The organism is Paenibacillus sp. ACRSA (assembly GCF_022346845.1).
Taxonomy (GTDB): Bacteria; Bacillota; Bacilli; order Paenibacillales; family Paenibacillaceae; genus Paenibacillus.
Genome location: NZ_JAKRNP010000003.1, coordinates 643,537 through 666,172, shown reverse-complemented (window position 1 = coordinate 666,172; position 22,636 = coordinate 643,537). Strand labels below are relative to the sequence as shown.

Genomic DNA, 22,636 nt, shown 5'->3' with positions numbered 1-22,636 from the left:
CAAATAATGAATCTCTCAATTCTGTTGAACACATCGCCTCCCTTATGGCATGCCAACAACCCCGGCATCTCCTGCTGGAGTTACCGGGGTTGTTCTGAACCATATCGGTTCAAAAGCATAGCCCTCGAGTTATCTTCACAACGATATAATAATTAAATATTGGTTTAGTTGTCAATATATATTTTAAAAGCATTTATTTTCTAGTTACCTATTGTTATATTATTCTTCAACTGTAATAGTCGGAATCCGTATGCTTCAATCTGTAACTGATTCTTCTGATCCGTTTGAAATGAATCTTTGTTGAATACATCATGCCAGGTTCCCGCTACAGAAAGCGTGAGATCGAGCGAGCGGGATTGATCATCAGCGTTGAGTATGAGCACAAAATATTCCCCTGTGTGTGGATCATGTCGTTCGATAACAAGGCAAGCATCATCAGCTCTGGCATGGAGCATGTTGAGATTAGCGCTGCGAAGTGCAGGGTGTTGCTTACGCAAATGAATGATCGTCTTGAAGAAATGGAGAAGATCCTTGTTTTGTTTGTCCTCGTCCCATTCCATGCATTTGCGGCAGCCAGGATCGTAGCCACCTTCGAGCCCAACCTCATCTCCATAATAGATGCATGGTACGCCTGGATAGGTGAAGAGTAGGAGGAGGGCGAGCTTCATTTTACGCACATCCCCCTTACATTCGGTCAGAAGTCGCGGCGTATCATGGCTATCTAACAGGTTAAATGAAACCTCAGTAACCGATTGAGGATAAGCGATGAGCAGCTTACCGATCTCGTCAGCAAATCCTAAGCCATCCAGTTTACCGTGTACAGCAAAATCGAGCACGGAGTTAGTAAACGGGTAGTTCATCACCGCATCAAACTGGTCACCCTGAAGCCACATGATGGAATCATGCCAGATTTCACCCAATAGGTAGGCATCGGGGTTAATGCTTTTGACGGTTTGTCGGAATTCACGCCAAAATTGATGATCCACCTCATTAGCGACATCAAGTCGCCAGCCATCTATGCCAATGTCCTGAACCCAGTAACGTGCCACTTCCAGCAGGTAGGATTTCACCTCAGGATGCTCTGTATTTAACTTAGGCATTAGGGGTTCGAAGGCAAAGGTATCATACGTCGGTATGCCATCTTCGATCCGTGCGGGCCAATCCCGAACGTGAAACCAATCAGCATAGGGGGATAATGCACCATTTTCAAGGATATCGGCAAAAGGGAAAAACTCTCGGCCAGAGTGGTTAAATACCGCATCTAGAATCACTCGTATCCCACGTTCATGACAGGCATCCACAAGCTCTTTCAGTTTCTCATTCGTGCCGAAATGAGGATCTACCTTGAGATAGTTGCCCGTGTTGTACTTATGGTTCGTCGTTGCCTGGAACAATGGACAGAAATAGATCGCGTTAATGCCCAGGTTAACCAGATGGTCGAGGTGGTTGATAATGCCCTGCAAGTCACCTCCGAAGAAATTAACGGGCGTAGGCTCGCCGCCCCAAGGCTCTGCGTTTGCCGGACTGATGGAAGGATCGCCATTAGCATAACGTTCAGGGAATATTTGATAAAAGACAGCTTCTTTTACCCAAGCAGGAGCTTCGAAAATATCTGCCGGATTCATGAATGGAAAATCGAAAAACTCCAGTGAATTTTCCGGCATTGCTGTCTCGAATCTGCGTTCAGTCATCCACACACATTGATCATCCTTCTCTAATCGAAAACCGTAACGTAACCGGCGATACGGTGGCTGTACTTCAACCTCCCAGTAATCGAACAGGGCATCGCTGGTGAACAAATGCATAGGGCGAGTTTCCATTGTTCGATCCCAGGCATACTTATCTCCAATGATGGCATAGGCGGCGTCAACATCTCCACGCTTGGATCGCAGGCGAAGATGCATCGTAGAGCGGTCATAAGCGTACGACCAATTTAATTTGGGACGATGGTAAATAGCTTCGAGTAGCATTCAAGTCACTCCTTATGGATAAAAGTTATAGAACCCGGCTATAAACGCAAAAAAGGCACAACCCCCAATGTTCACGAGGTTGTACCTTTCGGCAGCATAGCCTTTTGATTATAGCGTTATTATACGAACTAAATCCGTAAAAGAAAACACTTTTTTTTACTTTTATCTCACTTTTTTGATCTCGCCATAATGAGCATTACAGTTTACAGATCATAACCAAGTTTAGCTGCATATTTAACTAGCTCATTATTGGATTGCTCGATCAGTTTAGCACCTTGAGCAAGTTTAGCATTACCTTGTTTCAGCAAAGTGCTATTCACTTTAGTTTTGGATACCGACTTCTTGAACAATTGGTACGCTTCGAGCTGTGTGTAGCTTCCTTTGATCAGTTTGGCATGAATTTTTTGTAATTCGGCATTTTGTGGTTTTACTAGTTTCAGCTTAGATACATATTTGGTGTAGTTAGGAATAGCGGTATTGGTCAATTTCAGAAACACAGATTTGCGATTAGCCGAAGTGATGATGGTACCGCCACTTACAGCGTTGAACGCTTTTTCTTCATATACTGCGGCTGCTGTCAATTTATCAATGTAGTCCAGAAAATCAATCTCTTCGTCCGTCGGTAACGGTTCGTCTTGAGATGTATCGTAACCATATTCACTGTCTTCTGAGTAGGTAGATGTTGTATCCTCAGCTGCAGCCGCATAAGAACCAGCAGGTAGGAATATGCCTCCAAGCAAAGCAAAACTCATAATCAATGATAATATCCAAGATTTCTTCATGTTTCATAACCCCCATCTTGGGCATGTTTTAAATCTCACTTAACGGAGTTCTAAGACAATCCCTAATTTATGTATATTATTCCAATGGATAATCTAACATAGTACGACAGTAAATTACAGGAATAGATTTACATAAAATCGTTCTAAGCGATAATTACGAAATAGTACCTATGCAACGTTTCGTAGGGGGTCTGAGTAGTAGGTATAAAGAGGTATTAGCATGTTCATATGTGAAAACGAGAGGGCATTGCTCTTAGACTTCGTATATTGCGAATTGAATTAAAAGTAAAATTAGAGGGCAAAACTAAATCGCAATCTTTTGGGAATTTTTACAAAATAAATGCTTGAACATAGTACTCAACTGAATTACAATACAATTGATAATGAGATTCAATATCATTTAGAGGATAGATGTGAACTTTGGTACGATGCTCAGTTTCAATAAAATGCATGCTTAATGCCATTGACCAACCAGCTGAGGCTTAAGGTAAATTGCCCTACCTGGAAGGGGCAGCCGTATATTTGAGACTCATACCTTTTCATATTGGCGCTATCACATACCCACCATCCTGTTCCAAACCGCATACATAAGAGAAAGCAACATCCCCACCCACATCTTAGCCATTGCTCACCAAGCCGATCCCATACAGACTCTGTACCCCTCTGCGTGTCAAGCACTATCCCAAGATATACTTAAAATTCCTTTAAAGTTCCTAATTGACATAAATACTATATTTACCATAAAATAGATTCAGGTGATATTGATAATCATTATCAAAATAAACCAACTAAAAATCGGATGAAGCAGAGGCTAGAATGCGTCTTCATTGGATCGGGGAGGATTTCCAGTGTTTCCGAAAGGGATTCATAATCTGCAAAACCGACTCATTCTAAGTAAAGCCCTGGAAATGGGAATCGACTGCAAGCCACTCCTTGCAGGGTGTGAGGATTTTCTAAAGCTTTCGACTCAGGATAGAACGATCATCATCAACAAGACGAGGTCTCATCATCTACCGCTAATTGCCGGATTACTGGCGAAGAACAAGCAGGTGTGTAACATGCTACTAGAGCAGCAGGGAAAGCCTGTACCTTCCTTTGTTGTCCTGAGTGAAATGGGAGATGAGGCTGTTCATTTTCTAGAAGCGAATCAGTCGATTGTCGTCAAACCTCTTGATGCAAGTGGCAGTGCTGGCGTAACGCTTGATGTACGAACTGTCCAGGAGATGGAGACAGCGATCGATCGAGCGTTAGCCCATAGTGTAAGCATTATGCTCCAGCGCTTTGTGAGAGGGATAGATTATAGGGTTCTAGTCATTAATGGTGCTATTGCCGCTGTCAATAAATATCGTCCTGTCTTCGTAGAAGGCAACGGCATCTCAACGATTAAGGAGTTAATCCAAAGGTTGAATCAGGAAAGACTTCAATTGACCCATATCGGAGAATATGAAGCATTCCCGGAGCTTGAAGAGGACTCCGCACAACTGCAACAAGCCTTGCGAGCACAAGGAGTTACATTGATGGATGTGCCTTCCTTAGGCAGACAGATTGAGCTTTACCTTCTACAAAATTCAGCCGCTGGGAACATCAGCGAGTTCTATATGGATTGTACAGAAGATATGCATGAGGCTAACGCTCTCATGGCGATCCGAGCTGCGAACGCACTACAGATTGATGTAGCCGGGATTGATATCCGCTGCTCCGATATTCGGGTTCCGATTACGAAAGAGAACGGAGGCATTTTGGAGGTGAACGCACTTCCAGATATGACACATCACGTTTTTCCTCATGGAGGCACTACACGTGATGTTGTGCGCATGTACTTAGAGTATCTTGTTCAGCATGAACCAGTCCTGACACCTTCTAAAGGTTGTTCAAAAAGACCGCCTTTGATTACGAGGGATGCCTAGAGGCATCTCAGCATCGAATATGGGATTCAGCCGAAATAAGTGGGGTGCTTACGAAGTTTGTTTCCTTCGGAAACAATGTAGTTGCTCACGTAGTTTTGCCTACGCTCCCTTACTCCATTTCTAGCTTCATCCCATCTTCTTGGTACTGAAAACCGCCCTTTTTGAACACGGATTTTCATTGAAGTGGCAGGTCTCCATGAACTGTAGTTCATCTCAAATTGATCATAAGGAGCGTAATATGCAATGTCAGTAGAAGTGCAGTCCGACTATCTGAAGCTTCAAAATGAAAAGGAATCGAATGCGCGCTCGTACCCTAGACACTTTCCACTTGTGATCAGTAAGGCTAAAGGGATTACGATTACAGATACTGAAGGTCGCAACTACTACGATTGTCTTGCAGGAGCAGGAACGCTTGCTTTAGGACATAACCATGAGACCGTTACGGATGCGATTCGTGGTGTGCTTGATCAACAGATTCCGTTACATACCTTGGATTTAGCAACACCATTGAAGCTTGCATTTATGCAAGAATTACTCTCTATTCTTCCGAATGAATTAAAGGATACGGCCAAAATTCAGTTCTGTGGGCCAACTGGAGCTGATGCGGTAGAAGCGGCAATTAAACTAGTCAAAAATGCGACAGGTGGCAAGTCGATCCTTGCCTTCCAGGGAAGCTACCATGGTTCAACTCAGGCGACTATGGCGATGAGTGGCAATCTAAGCAAAAAGCAACATCTGCAGAGCCTTTTACCTGATGTGCATTTCCTGCCGTTTCCCTATGAGTATCGCTGCCCCTTTGGGATGGGAGAAGGCATGACCGCTAAGCTTAGCGCACAATACATTGAGAATCTGCTGGATGATTGCGAGAGCGGTATTCCGCTGCCGTGTGGAATTATTCTGGAAACTGTGCAGGGGGAAGGCGGAGTAATTCCTGCGGATCTCGAATGGCTGCGGCAATTACGCCGTATTACGTCTGAGCGGGGCATTCCATTGATTATTGATGAGGTTCAGACAGGCATTGGCCGCACGGGGCGGATGTTTTCATTTGAACATGCAGGGATTGTGCCCGATGTGATCATCTGCTCCAAAGCAGTAGGTGGTAGCTTACCTATGGCTGTTGTGATCTATAAAGAAGAACTGGATCAATGGCAACCCGGCGCGCATACGGGAACATTCCGAGGTAACCAGCTAGGGATGGCCGCAGGGCTTGCTACCCTTCGCCACATGCAAGAGCAGAACATTCTTCAGAACGTGCAATTGCGAAGCGAACAGTTCATGCATCGATTGGAGCAATTGAAAGGACAGTATGCAGAGGTTGGAGATGTTCGGGGCAGAGGACTGATGATTGGGGTAGAGATCGTTGATCCTGCTGGCTCGAAGGATCGCTTAGGACATTATCTACAGAATGGAGCGTTAGCTGCGTCCATCCAGCATGAATGCTTCAACAATGGCTTAATCGTGGAAGTCGGTGGTCGTCATTCGGCTGTGATCCGGTTCCTGTCACCACTCAATATTACAGAGCAGGAGACGGCAGCAGTACTGGGGATTTTTGAGAAATCCGTGCAAGCAGCTATTGCTTTAACGACAGCTACAGCATGAAGTTATCGCTACTCAAGGGTCATGCCGTTCTGTGGGCTATTCTTACGGGAGCCTTTGCTCTGGTGCTGACGAATAGTGCATTTAATCTGCTGTTACCCTACTTTGTCCAACACTATGATATTTCGACGACAGCAGGGGGATGGATCATTGTATTGTACATGCTTGCAATGACGCTGACGATGCCGATGGCCTCTCTGATCGTGGATCGTTTGGGCAGAAAACAGACCTATATGTTAGGCATATGTTTATATGGCATATTCTCCATCATTGGTGCACTGTTCCATGCCTATTTTGAGGTGTTGTTGATCGTACGATTCGTGCATGGCGTAGCAGCAGGTCTGATGATTCCGTTATCCCTTGTTTTGTTGTTTGACTATTACGGCACCGAGGTGCGAGGCAGGATCACAGGAGCGTGGGGAATGCTCCTAATGCTTGCTCCGACGGCTGGACCGACCTTAGGTGGATTCATCATTGAGTATGGAAAACTGGAATATCTATTCTGGTTGAACGTTCCCTTTGCCGTATTCTCCCTGGTCTTATGTGGCTTATACATTCAGGTGTACTTGCCAGCCCGCCGCAAGCGGTGGCATCTATCCAGCATCATCTTGTTGATCGGAGGGATAGGCGCTCTTAGTCTGGGACTTCAACTATATGCTAGTCCTATTGTGGGTAGCGGAGTACCTTGGAGCCTCATGGCAGTAGGAATTGCACTGCTCATCCGTTTTATTCAAACGGAGAATCGACGGAAGGAACCGTTAATTCGCTATCAGCTATTACGTCGGAATAAAGTGTTTCCATTAACTGTACTCATCTCCACCATTCAGGATTGCGTGATGTTTGGGGTGATATTTACTTTACCACTGCTATTCCAAGATGTCTTTCACATGTCACCGGCTTTATCCGGTGCGATGTTCATTCCGCTATCGATCTGCACAAGTCTGTTCATGTGGATTGGCGGCAGTCTGATGGATCGTGGTCGATCGTTGCAATTTATCGCATGGGGCACCGCCCTTGTGGCGTTCTCGATTGTATCGTTTGCCTTCCTGCCGCTGAATATCTCGCTAATTATTCTGGTCATGCTTATGGCCTGCAGAGGAATTGGAGTTGGACTGTCAGGTATGAGCATCTCGGCTCTAGGATTACAGGCGTTATCAGAAGAAGATATGCATGAGGGATCGGCATTGTCGACGACGATTGAACGTTTAGCTTCATCGTTTGCAATCATGGGACTCACGTTGTTCTACGATATGCGATGGCAATGGCTTGCTCAGACAGGGGCATCGGTAGAGATGGCAAAGTGGGGTGCATTACGAGAAATATGTATCGTGCTTGGAGGCGCGATCCTGCTGACACTGCCCCTAGTTTTACTTATAACACGAAAGAAGGTTGGCCTCATTGTTCAAGATGGAAAACAAGCTCCAGTCTGAGGCGAAGCAGCAGGCGAATATGCACTCGTGCAAGCTGCTTCTCAACACGTACATTCGTGAGCTTGCATACAAGAAGCAAGATGATATACAGATCATTGCGATGACCAAGACGTTCCGAGTGTCGTTTCTGGAGAGTGATGTCATCGTTACTGGACGTTTATCGTATTACTCCGCCATAGGTGAGCATGAGTACGATACCATACAAAATCTCAGTGGGCAGATGGTGTATGTGCAGGATTTGGTTCACTGGATTATCCGAGAGCTTTCCGCAGAGGGAAGTGATGGAGTAATTTTGCATGGACAGAAACGAGAAGAGGGAGAAGGGGTTCAGGACGAGCTCATTCGTGATTTTGCCGAAAAAGTAGACAATAGCCTCGCGAATTTGACGCTGTTCATTGAGAAGGCTGCCGCCTTCAAAATGCATGATTACTGTACATCGGAACAATCTCTATTGTATGGACATCCGTTCCACCCGTTTCCCAAAAATTCACGTGGGTTCACTGAACAGGATGTGCTTAGGTATAGCCCGGAGCTACGTAATGCCTTCCCACTTTGTTACATTGCCGTGAGGAAGGATGTGTTTCAAGAAGAGTGGGTGAGGGGCCAGGGTCAGATCGATTGGCCTGACAGTGTTCAACAACAGTTGGCACAAGTTGTGGAGAATTCATCTGAGATCTATGGCGTACTGCCCGTACACCCTTGGCAATATAAGCACATCTTGGGTATTGCCGAAGTGCAATCTTACATCCGAGAACGAAAAATCGTGCTGCTTGGCAGCTTTGGTTCACTCGCCTATCCAACTTCCTCGGTGCGCACCGTATATGTGCCTGATATGAACTGTAATATCAAGCTGTCGCTAAATATGCAGATAACCAACATGATTCGTACGAACAGTGCAGAGCAGATGCGTAGAACGCTGGATGCCTCACGTTACTTGGTACAACATGATTGTTTCCAGAAGGACAAGAACACGCACATTGCATATGAAACGGGAGTAACGACGTGTCACTTCGAGGACGAAGGGTTGACCAGTTTGTTTACTGTAGCTTATCGCCCGATTGAATTCGATCCAGCGAGTACATTCGTTGTATCCAGCCTAGTAGAAGCACCATTGCCAGGAATGCCATCGCGGTTGATGCGTATGCTTGGCGGTGGAAGGAACGAGGCGGAGCAGTGGTTATCCCATTACTTACGTTTATCTCTCTTACCACTGGTGCGTGCAGGTGGGGAGCGGGGCATTCATTTTGAAGCCCATTTACAAAATACGCTGGTAACCCTAAAGGACGGTTGGCCTGTTGCCTTTATTGTGCGTGATCTGGAAGGGGTAAGTGTGGATATTGAGCATCTGAATTCGGCTGAACGTGATCGTTCTGAGCTGTTATTTTATCCACGGGAGAAGGCGTGGGCAAGGACATCTTATTATTTTATGATCAATCATCTGGGTTCACTTATACATGCACTTGCTAGGGATGTGAGTGTACAGGAAGAGCATTTCTGGGAGATGGTGCGTGAAGTGCTTGAAGAAGAATTAAAGCGGACAGGGAATGCCTATGTTCAGCATTTGCTCAAGGCAGATGCATTTATGGCAAAGCAGAACCTGGTGAGCTGTCTTCGAGGAATCAGTCAAACACCGGATTATGTGGCCGTTCAGAATGTAATGAACCGAATAGGAGTGAAGTAAGTGGGAGCCGTTCAAGTCGAGAATGAAATCAAGGACAAAACGGAAGTACACAAGGATGTGCAGGAACGCATTATGCGTCAGGCACTGGAGGCTTTATGGTTCGAGGACATTATTGATTGTAAGAAGCAAGGCAGCGAGTGGGGAACTACCGGAATCGATGGGCAAGGTCAGCCTGTTCAATATACCTGTAAAGCACAGCAGAAGTACTCGTTTGGTAGAGTGAAGATAGTTAAAGGGTCGATCCAAAAAGAAGGCGTGCCTATGACTGATCTGAATCGATTTCTGGAAGAAATGATATTGAACAAACTTACAGGAGCTCATGTCGATTCCTTCATTCAGGAGTTGCTGGAGACACTGGCGAAGGATAGTCAGTGCCGAGCTGTATTGGCAGAGTCGATTCCGATCGTGGATCATCATTATGATGCACTCGAAAGTCATATGACGGACGGTCATCTCTATCATCCGAGCTATAAGTCGAGGTTAGGATTTACGCTAAAAGACAACCTGGCCTATGGCCCCGAATTCAACATGGATGTGCCGCTCTATTGGCTTGCGGTGAAGCAGACGTTGGTACAGACGGCTCTCTCCAAAGGTTGTAGATCAGATGATCTTGTGGGACAACATTTGATGGAGGCGGATGTACGTCGGTTCAACCGTGTTTTGCAGGGAGAATCTGTTCTAAAGCTTGGCGATGTGAATGTTGCTGAGGGTGGTATCGTTGACAATACCAGCATTAGTAGCAATATCAATAGTAATAGTGGCGACAGTGATAATAGCAGTAGCAGTAGCAGTGATGGAGAAGGCGTGGCTCACATTGACGCTCATGGTAACCCTTATGTGTTCATCCCAGTTCATCCTTGGCAATGGGAGCACCAATTGCAGTCGGTATTTGCTGTTCAATTATTGGAGAAGGATATCATTTTCCTGGGGGCATCTTCTTCTTCATATCGTGCCCAGCAGTCGATCCGTTCGCTCTCCAATCGGGTTAATTCTAGTGCTCCATATATCAAACTAGCACTTAGTATTACGAATACATCGAGTACACGTATTTTGGCTCAGCATACCACCCAGAATGCACCGCTGATCAGCGATTGGTTGGAACAACTTATTCAGGAGGATGAGCTGTTGCAGCAGGAGCAGTTTGCCATACTGAAAGAGATCATGGGATTGTCCTTCAGATATGAGCAACTATCTGTCATCCAATATCGCCGTGCGTACGGAACATTCGGTGCAATCTGGCGAGAGAACGTAACCACCCATCTGCATGAGGGCGAGACAGCTTGGCCACTAAATGCATTAATGCTGGTGCAACCAAACGGTGTACCTTTTATTCAGGCTGCAATCGAACGTCACGGTATTGTGAAGTGGAGTGAAGCGCTTGTTCGCACGATCACACTGCCGATCATTCATTTGTTATACGCCCATGGCATTGCACTGGAGTCACATGCCCAGAATATTATTTTGGTGCTGGAGAATGACCTACCGAAACGAATGATCGTCAAGGATCTGCATGATGGGGTTCGTTATGTACCAGATAAATTGCTCCACCCAGAGCGTGCACCAGAGCTGCATCCTGTACCGGAGACTCACCGTAAGTTCAATCGGTATTCCTTTATCTATGCCGAGGATGTATCCGAGGTTCGAGACTATACCTATGATGCATTTTTCTTCATCTGTATGACCGATATTGCTCTGGCGCTGGAGCCCTTCGGATTGTCTGAGGAAGCTTTCTGGCAACTGAGTGCAGGTGTCATTGTGGATTATCACCAACAGCATCCGGAATATAGCGAACGCTTTGCGTGGTTTGATCTGTTTGGCGAGGATGCGTTAATTGAAGAGATGACAAAGCGACGTCTCTACGGTGATGGGGAACTGTATTTCCGCAAAGTCAGCAATCCGTTGAAACGGGCGAAGGATACATTGGCATGAGAATTAATACGCTGAAGGAAAAAATATCGCGAGGGCGACCTGTATTCGGCTTGTTTGTATCGATTCCACATCCGGTAATCATTGAGATGATCGGACATGCGGAATATGATTTTGTCATCATTGATCTGGAGCATGCAACGACGAATATGGAATCGTTGGAAGAGATGATTCGGGCTGCTGATCTATGTGGCATGACACCGCTCGTACGCATCTCGAAGGTGGAGCGGGCAGAGATTTTGAAAGTGCTGGACTGCGGGGCACAAGGCATTGTGATCCCTCACGTGGAAGGACGAGAACAAGTGGAAGAAGCAGTTCGTCACACCTACTATCATCCACTGGGAATGCGCAGTCTGAATAGTGGACGTGCTGGTGTGTTCGGTAAATATCCACTTACTGAGTACATTGGACAGGCAAATGAGCAGATCATGGTGATTCCTATGATTGAGAGTGTGCAGGGCATCCAGCAGAGCGATAACATTTTGTCCCATCCACAGGTCAGTTTTGTGTTGGAGGGAGCTGCAGATCTATCACAATCTCTTGGTGTACCTTGGCAGACAGATCATGCAGATGTTCGTTCTGCACTGACGACCTTACATGATCAAGCGCAGCAGTACAATGTCCCGTATGCAACCGTGACGAGAGGTATCAAGGATATGACACTGTGGACAGAGCGAGGGGTACATATTTTTGTATTAGGGGATGACCGGAATACAGCTTTTCGTGCATATGTGCGGAAACGGAATGACTATGGGAGTGTAGGTGGCCAGATATGATATCCAAAGTAGAAACTGTGATCCGTCAGTTACAAGAAAGCACTGACGAGCCTGTATGCGCGTATCTCTACGACCTCGCGGGAATCCAAGAACAGGTACGCCAGATGTTACAGCACATGCCACAACATACCTCTTTGTTCTACGCGATCAAAGCGAATCCTGATCCACGAATCATTGAAGCGCTTCTGCCATGGGTTAAAGGATTTGAAGTTGCGTCGATTGGCGAACTGCTCAAGGTAAGGCGTATTAGTGCCCAGGTTCCTATTCTCTTTGGCGGACCAGGCAAAAAAGAAGCTGAGTTAGAACAAGCGCTGGAACATCAGGTCACCTTGTTGCATGTGGAAAGTTTGCTAGAGCTGCGAAGACTGATTGCTATCGCGAAGCGAAAAAAGCAGGTCGCCAGTATTCTGCTGCGAATTAATCTGAGAAGCAGCACACTGCCACGAACTAAGATTGTGATGGGCGGTGGGCCAAGCCCATTTGGATTAGATGAGGAGTGGGTTGAGCAAGCGATACAGATCATACGTGATGAAGGTACAGGAGCCGTACACCTGCGTGGGTTTCACTTTCATTCGTTATCCAACAATACCGATGCGCGATTGCATGCTGAGATGATTGATCTGTATTTAAACAAAGTTAAGGCATGGCAAGAAGCTTACGATATACAGGTTGAGATCCTTAACGCAGGCGGTGGATTCGGCGTGACGTATGACGGCAGCCCGGGGTTTGACTGGCCGTTATTCACTTTTCTACTGAAACAGAGCGAGGCAAGGAAACGACTTGATGGTGTCCAGCTATACTTCGAACCAGGACGGATTCTCGTCGCAGATCATGGTTATTATGCAACAGAGGTTACGGACATCAAAGATTCCCATGGCGAACAGTTTGCCGTGATCAGAGGGGGAACACACCATAATCGGCTACCTGCCTCATGGGGACATAATCACCCTTTTCACGTTATGGCTACAGAACGCTGGACGCATTCATACGCAAGACCTGAAGTGAGGCATAGCAAAGTGCATATTGTAGGCGAGCTGTGCACACCGAAAGACCGGATGCATTCGAGTGCAGAGGTTGAGCTGCTCCGCGTCGGGGATATCGTTGTTTTTGAGAAATCTGGAGCATATTGCTGGACGATCTCTCACCATGACTTTCTGGGGCATCCGCACCCGGCATTCCATTATTTGACGGAGGGAAACGACCATGTCAACAGTGATGAAGCTTTCCAGTCTGCAAGCCGCTGAGCACCAGATCATGGAGGATCTGATTAATGCATTTCTAGCAGAGGGGCTACTACCCATTCCCGGTAATACCTTGATTGAATTATCTGCTGCTCCAGAGAAAATCCGCCGAATGATGGAACCGTATCAGTACGGGCAGCGGGCAGGTTGGCAGAAGGATCAAATGGTGGGCAGACAAGAACACGCAATAGGAAACAAGCGTACGTTTGCAGAAGAAGGGGCATTGGAAGGACACTGGAAGTTGGATGAGCAACGGGCTTTTAGCGATGAAAAGTCACTTGGGGAAGAGGGAAATAGGTCATCTCATGCTGGATTACTATGGGAGGATGCTAGAAGCAAAGAGGCTCGTCAAGCTCCTAAGTTTCTAGTTCATCTGGAAGGAATCGTGTTCATGGTTCAGTCCAGTATTAGGCAGGGCAAACAGTGGGTACAGGGCTCCCCGATATATACTCAAAATACTGAAGGTGATTGGATCATGCTCTCTACACCGGTAGCCGTTGGACATACTGTACTGCGACTCGCACTTTCGGACGAAGCTTATGCTCATCCGGGCGTAGCTGAATTTGTGGATAGCATCGAGACGGCGGCCGAGCAGTTGGCCTTGGGACTAGAACAAGTGGATCAGCTGCATAACGTGAAGCCATCCAATGCCTACGAGTGGTTCATTAAAGGAGAACGAATTGCCGCGTTACGGGATCGACCTTTCCATCCAACATCCAAAGCAAAGATTGGTTTCACGGAAAAGGATGTGCGTCGTTATGCAGCAGAATTCGGAGAGAAGATACCTCTGCGCTGGGTTGCAGTGCGTAAGGATGTCGTGCAACAAGGATGTGAAGATAACAAGGGATTATCAACACTTGATATATTGGATGAGCCCCAACGAAAGATGGTGGAGGACGCATTCCAGCGTAATGGAATTGATCTGAAGACATATATGCCCATGCCGGTTCATCCTTGGCAATTGCAGAATATCATTCTCCCACGTTATGTAGCGGAAATAGAGAATCGTACAATCATCGTGCTTGATATAGAGGCTGGTCAGGTTCAGGCGACATCCTCCCTTCGTTCGATGTCTTCCGTAACTTCATCAACTTATATGTTGAAGCTTCCTGTCAGCGTATTGTCTCTTGGGGCAGCACGTTATCTCCCGGTCGTTAAGCTGTTGAATGGTTTAGCTGGAGAACGGATGCTACGGCAGGCAATTGCTTGTGATGATTCTCTTACTGGAAAAGTGTTCTTATGCCAAGAACAGAATTGGTGGGGCTACATGCCTGATGACATGGGGTTATTTGATGATCATCCTCGCCATCTTGCGGCTCAGATACGGATCTATCCGCCAGAGCTTCTGGAGGAAGGGGTAAAAATCATTCCGATGGCTGCCCTTGGGGTGGAATTGGATGGTCGACATCTGCTGTCCGAGCTGTTAGATGAGGAATTATCAAAGGAAGATGTGGTCGCATTTTATACCAAACTGGCGGGATTATTTTATGATGTGGTCATGCGGCTTTTCAAGGTAGGGGTTGTTCCTGAAATCCATGGACAGAACTGCTGTGTGGTATTTCGTAATCAGCAGGTGAAGGGATTGTTATTCCGCGACCACGATTCTGTGCGATTGCATCAGCCTTACTTGGACAAACATGGCATCGCTGATCCGGCGTATTGGATTAGACCGGGATACTCTAATAGTCTGTATAACGAGACGATTGAGAAGCTTATATTCTATGTGCAATCTCTAGGCACACAGGTTAATTTGGCTGCCATTATTGAGGCATTCGTTGCAGTCTATGATCTGCCTGAAGCGAAGTTATGGGACATTACGGAGCAGATGTGGAAGGAAGCGTTGCACCGTGTGCAGCTTCCGGAGGCTGACCGGGCCGAGCTATTCCGCCTCATCTTTCAAAGGCAGGAATGGCCCGCGAAGTTAATTGTCCGTCCGCTGTTAGAAGCGGATGGGGTGCCTGGGGCAATGCCATCGGGCAAAGGCGCGGGGCATAATCCTTTTTACATTGGATGAAATAAGAGGATTGGGGTGATCTGGCTATGCCAGGTTGCCTTTTTTTGTGATGCAGGTGTTGTATAAATTGTTGGTTTTATATTCAATCCTGTGCAGTCACTAGATGGATCAGATGGTATAATCGGGTAGAGTAGAAGGGTTTATGTAACGATGATCGAAAAGGTTATCGATGTAGCTTCATTCTTATTATGTAAACGCAATCATATTGAGACAGGATGTGAGAGAGCGATGAATTCGAGAAAACTCTTTAATGATGGATGGGCATTTGCCAAAAGTGGACTAGATGTTACGGAGCCTGGGGGATTAACGTTCGAACCTGTGGAGCTTCCGCATGATTGGTTGATTTATAACACATTGGATCTGTATGAGGATAGTATTGGCTGGTATCGCAAGTCGTTCCAGATTACGAAGGATGATAAGCACAGACTGTTGTGTTTTGACGGGGTGTATATGGATTCATCCGTGTATGTGAATGGGCAGTTGGTAGGGGAATGGAAGTATGGATATTCTGCGTTTGAACACGAGATTACAGAGGCCTTGGTCGAGGGAGATAATGAAATCATTGTCAAGGTGGTGCATCAGAGCCCTAACAGTAGGTGGTATTCCGGTGCAGGAATCTATCGTAATGTATGGCTGAAAACGAGGGATCACAATCATATCGTCACCAATGGTACCTATGTATCCATGCAGAAGCAGTCCGATGGCTGGCAGGTTGAGGTGGATACAGATGTCGTTATTGATCGGGATGCACAGCTTGTGCACACTTTGCTCTATGAGGGCAAGGTTGTAGCAACCACAACGGCGGCTGTGACGCTGGATACTCAGCAAGCTGAGGATGATTATATAGCTAATGCTGGTTATGATAGTAAATCTAGCAATGCTAGAATGATCAAGAACCGCCAGCAATTTGTAGTAGAGAATCCGAATCTGTGGGGTACAGAAGAACCGCAACTCTATCAATTGGTGACCGATTTACAGGTGAAGTCAGTGGATCACGACCAGACTCACGCCCGGACTCAAGCTGAAGTTGAGACTGAGACTCCAACTGAAAGTAAGAATGCTCAGACTCAGGTACAGCATCAAGGTAGCCTAGGTTATGAAACGATAGAGAGCATCACCCAGAACGTTGGTTTTCGAGAAGTTAGGTTCGATCCGCAGGAAGGCTTCTTCCTGAATGGGGTCAAAATGAAAATGAACGGTGTCTGTGAACACCATGATCTGGGCGCCTTGGGTGCAGCATTCAATCTGGTCGCTCTGCGTAGAAGGTTCGAGTTGTTACAGGACATGGGCGTTAACGCCATTCGAACCGCTCATAATATGCCTGCCAAAGAGTTCATGGAGCTAGCCGATGAGATGGGCATGCTGGTTGTTTCAGAAGCTTTTGACATGTGGGAGCGTTCCAAGACCCCTTACGATTATGCGAGATTCTTCCCAGAGTGGGCGCATACGGATGTGAAGAGCTGGGTTATGCGTGACCGCAACCATCCAAGCTTGATGATGTGGAGTATTGGTAATGAGATCTATGATACGCATGCAGATGAGCGGGGGCAGGAAGTCACCCGGATGCTGATGGATTATGTGCTGGAATTCGATCCGAAGCACAATGCGCGTGTTACGATTGGTTCGAACTACATGCCTTGGGAAAATGCGCAGAAATGTGCGGATATCGTGAAGCTTGCAGGATATAATTACGCGGAAAAATATTATGATAAGCACCATGAGGAACATCCGGACTGGATTATCTATGGCAGTGAGACGGCATCTGTGGTGCAGAGTCGGGGAATCTACCACTTCCCATTCGAGCAATCCATTCTGGCTGATGATGATGAGCAGTGCTCCGCGCTGGGAAACAGTACGACAAGCTGGGGAGCGAAGTCGGCAGAAGCGTGTATTTTGGCAGAACGCGATACCCCTTATTCGCTTGGACAGTTCCTATGGACAGGATTCGATTATATCGGTGAGCCAACACCGTATCATACGAAGAACTCCTATTTTGGACAGATTGATACGGCAACATTCCCGAAAGACTCCTACTATATCTACCAATCCGCTTGGACGGATTACAAGAAGGCTCCGATGGTGCACCTGTTCCCTTACTGGGATTTCAGCCCTGGTCAGGTCATTGATGTACGCGTGTGCAGTAACGCGCCAAAGATTGAACTGCAGTTGAATGGCGATACGATCGGCACGTATAACATTGACCATGCTCATGGAAAACAGCTTGTTGGTTGGTGGAAAGTGCCTTATGTCGCTGGTGAGCTGAAGGCGATTGCGTACGATGAAGTCGGCAATGTGATTGCAACCGATGTTCAGCGATCTTACAAAGATGCACAGGCTGTTCGTCTTCATGCAGACCGTGAGCAATTAACTGCGAATGGTAAGGATCTTATTTTTGTCGAGATCAATGTGGAAGATGAAGATGGCAACCCGGTGCAAAATGCCAACAATCGTGTGCAGGTGAGCGTGACGGGTGCGGGGCGTCTGTTAGGGCTGGATAACGGGGATAGTACGGATTATGATCCATACAAGGGAACAAGTCGCAGATTGTTTAGTGGTAAACTAATGGCAATCATTGGCGCAACGAATGAATCGGGAACAGTGAAGATCGTGGTATCCTCGGAAGGCTTAGCAGGCGCAACTACTGAGTTCCATGCCGTGCCTGTGAATGAAGGTACTGATGCTTCAGAGAAGAGTGTTTCGGAGATTAATGTTCAAGAATTACATGTTCAGGAGACCAATGCTCAGGGTACGAAAGTACAGGCGGTATTGGAGCACAATGAGGATCAGGCTGTTCATACGGGACAAGCAGACGAGATCCCTTTACGCAAAATTGAAATCATTAGCCCGGCAGGCCAGTTGCTAGACCCTTCTACCCCAGAGATGGTGGTTCATGCAAAGCTCTATCCAGAGAATACAACATACCGAGATATCGAATGGTCTGTGGTGAATGATGCGGGCATTGAGTCGAACATCTCCAAAGTGGAGCCGCTCCATGCAGACTCGATTGAGAATCCAACTGAAGCAGGTCACGTGAAGGTCATTGCGCTGGGAGATGGTGCATTCCGTCTTCGTGCAACGAGCAAGAACGGTACGGACAAAATTAAACTGATCTCCCAGCTTGAATTCACCGCCACGGGGCTAGGAACGGCATATCACGATCCATACGCCTTTATCTCCGGTGGGCTTTATGATTATTCAAAGGGCGATGTGGGCAATGGGAACGAACGTGGTGTAGCGACGAGCCGAGATGGGGAGACACATGTGGGCTTCCGCAATATCGACTTTGGTGCATATGGTTCGGATACCATTACGATTCCGATCTTTGCTCTATCGAATGAAGAGTATCCCATGCAGATCTGGGAAGGTATGCCTGGTGAAGAGGGAAGCACATTGATTGCTGATGTGGTATATCAGAAGGAATCCAGATGGAATGTGTACCAGGAAGACACGTATACGTTATCCAAGCGGTTGCGTGGAATTACATCGATTTGTTTTGTACTAAAGCAGAAAATTCACATCAAGGGCTTTACCTTTGAACGCCAAAGCCGAGCCTTTGAGCAGAATGCCGCTGCATCGTGTGACCAGCTGTATGGAGATACGTTTACGATCCAAGGTGATTCGGTTGAGGGGATCGGGAACAATGTCTCACTGGAGTTCGATCAGATGGACTTTACGGCAGCAGGTACGTCCAAACTTGTAATCTGCGGTCATTCGCCTATCGACAAAAACACGATTCATATTCGTTTCTCAGGAGCAGACGGGCAGAGCAATCAGCTTGTCGAGTTCACACAGTCAGAGGGGTATGAGGAACGGGTATTTGAACTTGAACAGGTGACAGGTGTGCAAAAGGTGACCTTTATCTTCCTGCCAGGCAGTCTGTTTGACTTTGGCTGGTTCCGTTTTGAGTGATGAAGAACCCGTTAACCAATGTGACTTTGGTTAACGTCCTTCCAAAGTAAAGTAATAGAGTAATCCCCTTTAAACGGCTTCCTTTAAGTATAGGACGATCGCTTGAAGGGGATTCTTTGTGTTTTTTTGAACTCATGATAAAGTAAGGGGGATGTAGCTTATGATGATGAAGAGGGGTAGTTCTGATGACTGACAGCAGACTTAATCCGAAGGTTGATGAGTATTTAAGCAAAGCCAACACGTGGAAGGAAGAATCGGTGCGGCTTCGGGAGATTATTTTGGACTGTGGGTTGACCGAGGATTATAAGTGGATGCATCCATGCTACACCGTTCAGAATAAAAACGTGGTGTTGATCCATGGCTTCAAAGAATACTGTGCGCTTTTGTTTCATAAGGGAGCCCTGTTGAAGGATACGGATGGGATTCTGATTCAACAGACAAATAATGTACAGGCAGCACGCCAGATTCGATTTACGAATGTTGAGCAAATAGATGAGATGGAACACCTGATAAAAGCATATATCCAAGAGGCCGTTGAGATTGAAAATTCCGGCCAGAAGGTAGAAATGAAGCAAACGACAGAGTATGCCATTCCAGAGGAACTCTCACAAAAGTTCGATGAAATGCCTGAACTGAAAACGGCATTTGAAGCTTTGACCCCTGGGAGACAAAGAGCATACATCTATTATTTCTCAGACGCTAAGCAATCAAAGACGAGAGCCTCTAGGGTTGAAAAGTATGTGAAGCCAATCCTTGAGGGTAAGGGATTAAATGATTAGATAAATATAAATTAGCCTAGTATCGATCATGATGCTGGGTTACTTTGTTGATGGGCCTGTTTTACCGAAGCTGTTTGCAGCAGAAGCGGGTATGTTAAAATAATAGGAATACATTGGCGTTACATGTTTGAAAGGAGATAAGCCGAGGTGAAAATAATATATTGCAGTTCTCCGCTGAATGAGCGGAAAGTGGATGAAAGTTATGAGGAAGAGTATACATATGCGAAGCAACTAGGTCTGGATGTAGGGTTAATTCACCTAGAATTATTGCTCATTGATGGCAAACCAAGACGTGCAATTCAGCATCTTGCTGCCGCGATAGAGCCAACCCTGACGGTATACCGTGGATGGATGATGAAGCCAAGTGAATATGAGACGCTGTACAATGCGCTTACCTCAATCAATCTGTATCTCATTAATACACCTGAGCAATATCGGCATGCACATTATCTGCCTGATTCATATGATCTGATTAAGCCATACACCCCACGTTCCGTTTGGATTCATCAGTCTGAGATGGACAAGTCGGTAGACTGGCTTAGGGACGCAGTCAAGACGTTTGGCGCAGCACCTATTATGGTCAAGGATTATGTGAAATCAAGAAAGCATGAATGGCATGAAGCCTGTTATATCCCAGATGCATCCGATCAGGCAAACGTGCAGAAAGTGGTTCAGACCTTCCTTGAGCGACAAGGCTCGGACTTAAATGAGGGGCTGGTATTCAGAGAGTATGCCCAGCTGGCATTCCTATCGAATCATCCACAAAGTGGTATGCCCTTGTCTCAGGAGATGCGAGTCTTTGTCCTAGATGGTAAGCCACTGTATGTATCGAACTATTGGGATGAAGGGGAAGATGCAGGGTTTGTAGCCCAGCTAGACTCGTTCATGGGCATAGCGAGCACGATTCAAAGTCGTTTCTTTACGATGGATTTTGCCAAACTCACGGACGGTTCATGGATCATTCTTGAGCTTGGGGATGGACAAGTGGCTGGGTTACCAGATTATGCAGATGCCCAGCAATTTTATATGAATTTGAAGTCAGCAATGATTAAGCTTTAGAGAGTCGCATTCACCAGAGTATTCATTGGTATGGTGGTTGGGAGGAGGGATATGTGGTGGAAAGCATATTTGAAGAAGGTTGGATTCAACGTATTGGAACTCAGTTCGTATGGGTGATTCTAGCGGTGTTGGTATTGCAAATACTGCTCTCCATTCGAAATCGAATGTCCAAGGGCAGTTATACCGATGAAGAGATTGAACAGGCTGATCCACTTTTTCTTGCTTATGTGTTCAATAAAGGTAAAATGCGCCTACGAGACACCCTTGCTTCATTATTTGCTCTGACCCGTTCAGGGATATTATCTCTCCGCGTTATACCAACCAAAGGACGATATCAAGATGATCAATATGCGCCTAATGTGACGTTGGAATTTCAGAAGACGAAGCAGATCGGTCAGATCATGCCAGACGAAGATGAATTAATCCAATGGTTTATTGGCGAGCATGGTTTTGGAGCACAGAAGTTCCGTCTAGACACGTTAGCTGGTCCCAGCTCAGAGGAAAGTAAAAGTGCCGAAAATTTGTATTATTACCGTGAAAGAGAGAAGCTCGACAACAAAAGGCTGCGGCGATGGGTGGCACAGATTCGTGAATCAAGAGGATGGGAAGGCATCATTCGAACGCCAGTATTACTCCGATTACTGGTAGGAATTCTTTACCCGGTTCTCTTTATACTCGTTGTAGCTTTAGGTCAGATAGATGGATTAGGTATAGCTGATATTATTGGATTAAGCCTAGCATTGCTGTTATGGCTATTGAGTTGGAGGCGTGTGTATGTACGTTGGGTGTTCCAGCTTGCGGTATTTAGTTTATTCATGACGACTGTATTGATGGAGGGCGTTCAATTTGCATTTCGATCCGATGTGTTGACCGCAATCATAATCATGTTATTCGTTCGCTTGTTCCTCCCAGGACGAGAGATTGCACCTATGGCTCGTGAATGGTCAAGATCACTGCATCGCTGGCGTAGGAAGTATAAAAAAGGAATACCTACGGAACGGCTCGGAGAAGCAGCGGAGTCTCTGGAACGAGTGTTGCAGATCGCTCTTGTACTACGAATTGGCTCACGTTGTAGCCGAAAAACGGATTGGACTCATCTCCAGAATCAATTCGAACCGGAGATTAGACAGATGTTACAGAAGGAGCAGAAGAGATCATCCAGGGCGACGGTATCTAAGAGCATATCGGCAACGCCTTTGCTCCTGCTGGTTCTATCTCTCCGGGGCGAATATCGTCCATTGTTTGCTGCCGAATATCCATACGAACGTCTGAACTACAAGGTTGGCCTATTCGAACATGGTACCCAAAAAAGGAATAAAAAAGCTAACTATCACAAAACGAGTGGTGCAAGCAGCAGTGGTACCTATACATCTTCATATGATAACGATAGCTCGTATAGCTCAGGGAGCGACAGCGGAGGTAGTGATTCGGGTGGAGGCGGCGATTAGTCTCCACGCTTCTCCTGTAAAGTGATTTATTCCATAATAGTATAAATGTAACATATATTATAATGTGGAGATGGATATTTCATCTGTTGAAGGGGGAAGATGGGGGATGAGCTTCTGA

At 46.3% G+C, this 22,636-nt stretch carries 14 protein-coding genes; 12 read left to right on the top strand and 2 right to left on the bottom strand.

Features of this window, described 5'->3' with window-relative positions; all coding sequences use genetic code 11:
* Window positions 1–200: 200 nt before the first annotated feature.
* The gene (locus MH215_RS12520) at window positions 201–1,970 is read right to left on the bottom strand and encodes a glycoside hydrolase family 13 protein (RefSeq protein WP_239290572.1); all 1,770 of its coding nucleotides are present in this window, start codon (window positions 1,968–1,970) and stop codon (window positions 201–203) included.
* Between the two features lie 203 nt (window positions 1,971–2,173).
* Window positions 2,174–2,752 carry a hypothetical protein gene (locus tag MH215_RS12515; protein WP_239290571.1) on the bottom strand — a complete coding sequence of 193 codons (579 nt, stop codon included), beginning with the start codon at window positions 2,750–2,752 and terminating at the stop codon, window positions 2,174–2,176.
* Window positions 2,753–3,600: 848 nt separating this feature from the next.
* Between MH215_RS12515 and MH215_RS12510 the strand changes: the two genes are divergently transcribed.
* The 12 genes from MH215_RS12510 (at window position 3,601) to MH215_RS12455 (ending at window position 22,518) form a co-directional block, all read left to right on the top strand.
* The gene (locus MH215_RS12510) at window positions 3,601–4,659 is read left to right on the top strand and encodes an ATP-grasp domain-containing protein (protein WP_239290570.1); all 1,059 of its coding nucleotides are present in this window, start codon (window positions 3,601–3,603) and stop codon (window positions 4,657–4,659) included.
* 243 nt (window positions 4,660–4,902) lie between these two features.
* Window positions 4,903–6,258 (top strand): diaminobutyrate--2-oxoglutarate transaminase, encoded by a 1,356-nt coding sequence (locus MH215_RS12505; RefSeq protein ID WP_239290568.1) that lies wholly within the window; start codon window positions 4,903–4,905, stop codon window positions 6,256–6,258.
* Window positions 6,255–7,685, top strand: a complete 1,431-nt coding sequence (locus MH215_RS12500; RefSeq protein WP_239290566.1) for an MFS transporter — start codon at window positions 6,255–6,257, stop codon at window positions 7,683–7,685. The genes MH215_RS12505 and MH215_RS12500 overlap by 4 nt, the downstream gene beginning before the upstream one ends.
* Entirely contained in the window at window positions 7,663–9,366 is a 1,704-nt protein-coding gene (locus MH215_RS12495; RefSeq protein WP_239290831.1) for an IucA/IucC family protein, read from the top strand. The genes MH215_RS12500 and MH215_RS12495 overlap by 23 nt, the downstream gene beginning before the upstream one ends.
* Window positions 9,367–11,295 (top strand): IucA/IucC family protein, encoded by a 1,929-nt coding sequence (locus tag MH215_RS12490; RefSeq protein ID WP_239290564.1) that lies wholly within the window; start codon window positions 9,367–9,369, stop codon window positions 11,293–11,295.
* On the top strand, window positions 11,292–12,068 hold the full coding sequence (locus MH215_RS12485; RefSeq protein WP_239290562.1) for an HpcH/HpaI aldolase family protein: 777 nt from the start codon (window positions 11,292–11,294) through the stop codon (window positions 12,066–12,068). The genes MH215_RS12490 and MH215_RS12485 overlap by 4 nt, the downstream gene beginning before the upstream one ends.
* Window positions 12,065–13,312, top strand: a complete 1,248-nt coding sequence (locus tag MH215_RS12480) for a type III PLP-dependent enzyme (RefSeq protein WP_239290560.1) — start codon at window positions 12,065–12,067, stop codon at window positions 13,310–13,312. The genes MH215_RS12485 and MH215_RS12480 overlap by 4 nt, the downstream gene beginning before the upstream one ends.
* Window positions 13,272–15,323 carry an IucA/IucC family protein gene (locus MH215_RS12475; protein ID WP_239290559.1) on the top strand — a complete coding sequence of 684 codons (2,052 nt, stop codon included), beginning with the start codon at window positions 13,272–13,274 and terminating at the stop codon, window positions 15,321–15,323. The genes MH215_RS12480 and MH215_RS12475 overlap by 41 nt, the downstream gene beginning before the upstream one ends.
* A 228-nt stretch (window positions 15,324–15,551) precedes the next feature.
* Window positions 15,552–19,232 (top strand): glycoside hydrolase family 2 TIM barrel-domain containing protein, encoded by a 3,681-nt coding sequence (locus MH215_RS12470; RefSeq protein ID WP_239290558.1) that lies wholly within the window; start codon window positions 15,552–15,554, stop codon window positions 19,230–19,232.
* Between the two features lie 185 nt (window positions 19,233–19,417).
* The gene (locus MH215_RS12465) at window positions 19,418–20,011 is read left to right on the top strand and encodes a YdeI/OmpD-associated family protein (RefSeq protein ID WP_239290557.1); all 594 of its coding nucleotides are present in this window, start codon (window positions 19,418–19,420) and stop codon (window positions 20,009–20,011) included.
* Window positions 20,012–20,158: 147 nt separating this feature from the next.
* Complete coding sequence (locus MH215_RS12460; RefSeq protein WP_239290556.1) at window positions 20,159–21,070, top strand: ATP-grasp domain-containing protein; 912 nt, start codon at window positions 20,159–20,161, stop codon at window positions 21,068–21,070.
* 56 nt (window positions 21,071–21,126) lie between these two features.
* Complete coding sequence (locus MH215_RS12455) at window positions 21,127–22,518, top strand: hypothetical protein (protein ID WP_239290555.1); 1,392 nt, start codon at window positions 21,127–21,129, stop codon at window positions 22,516–22,518.
* Window positions 22,519–22,636 lie beyond the last annotated feature (118 nt).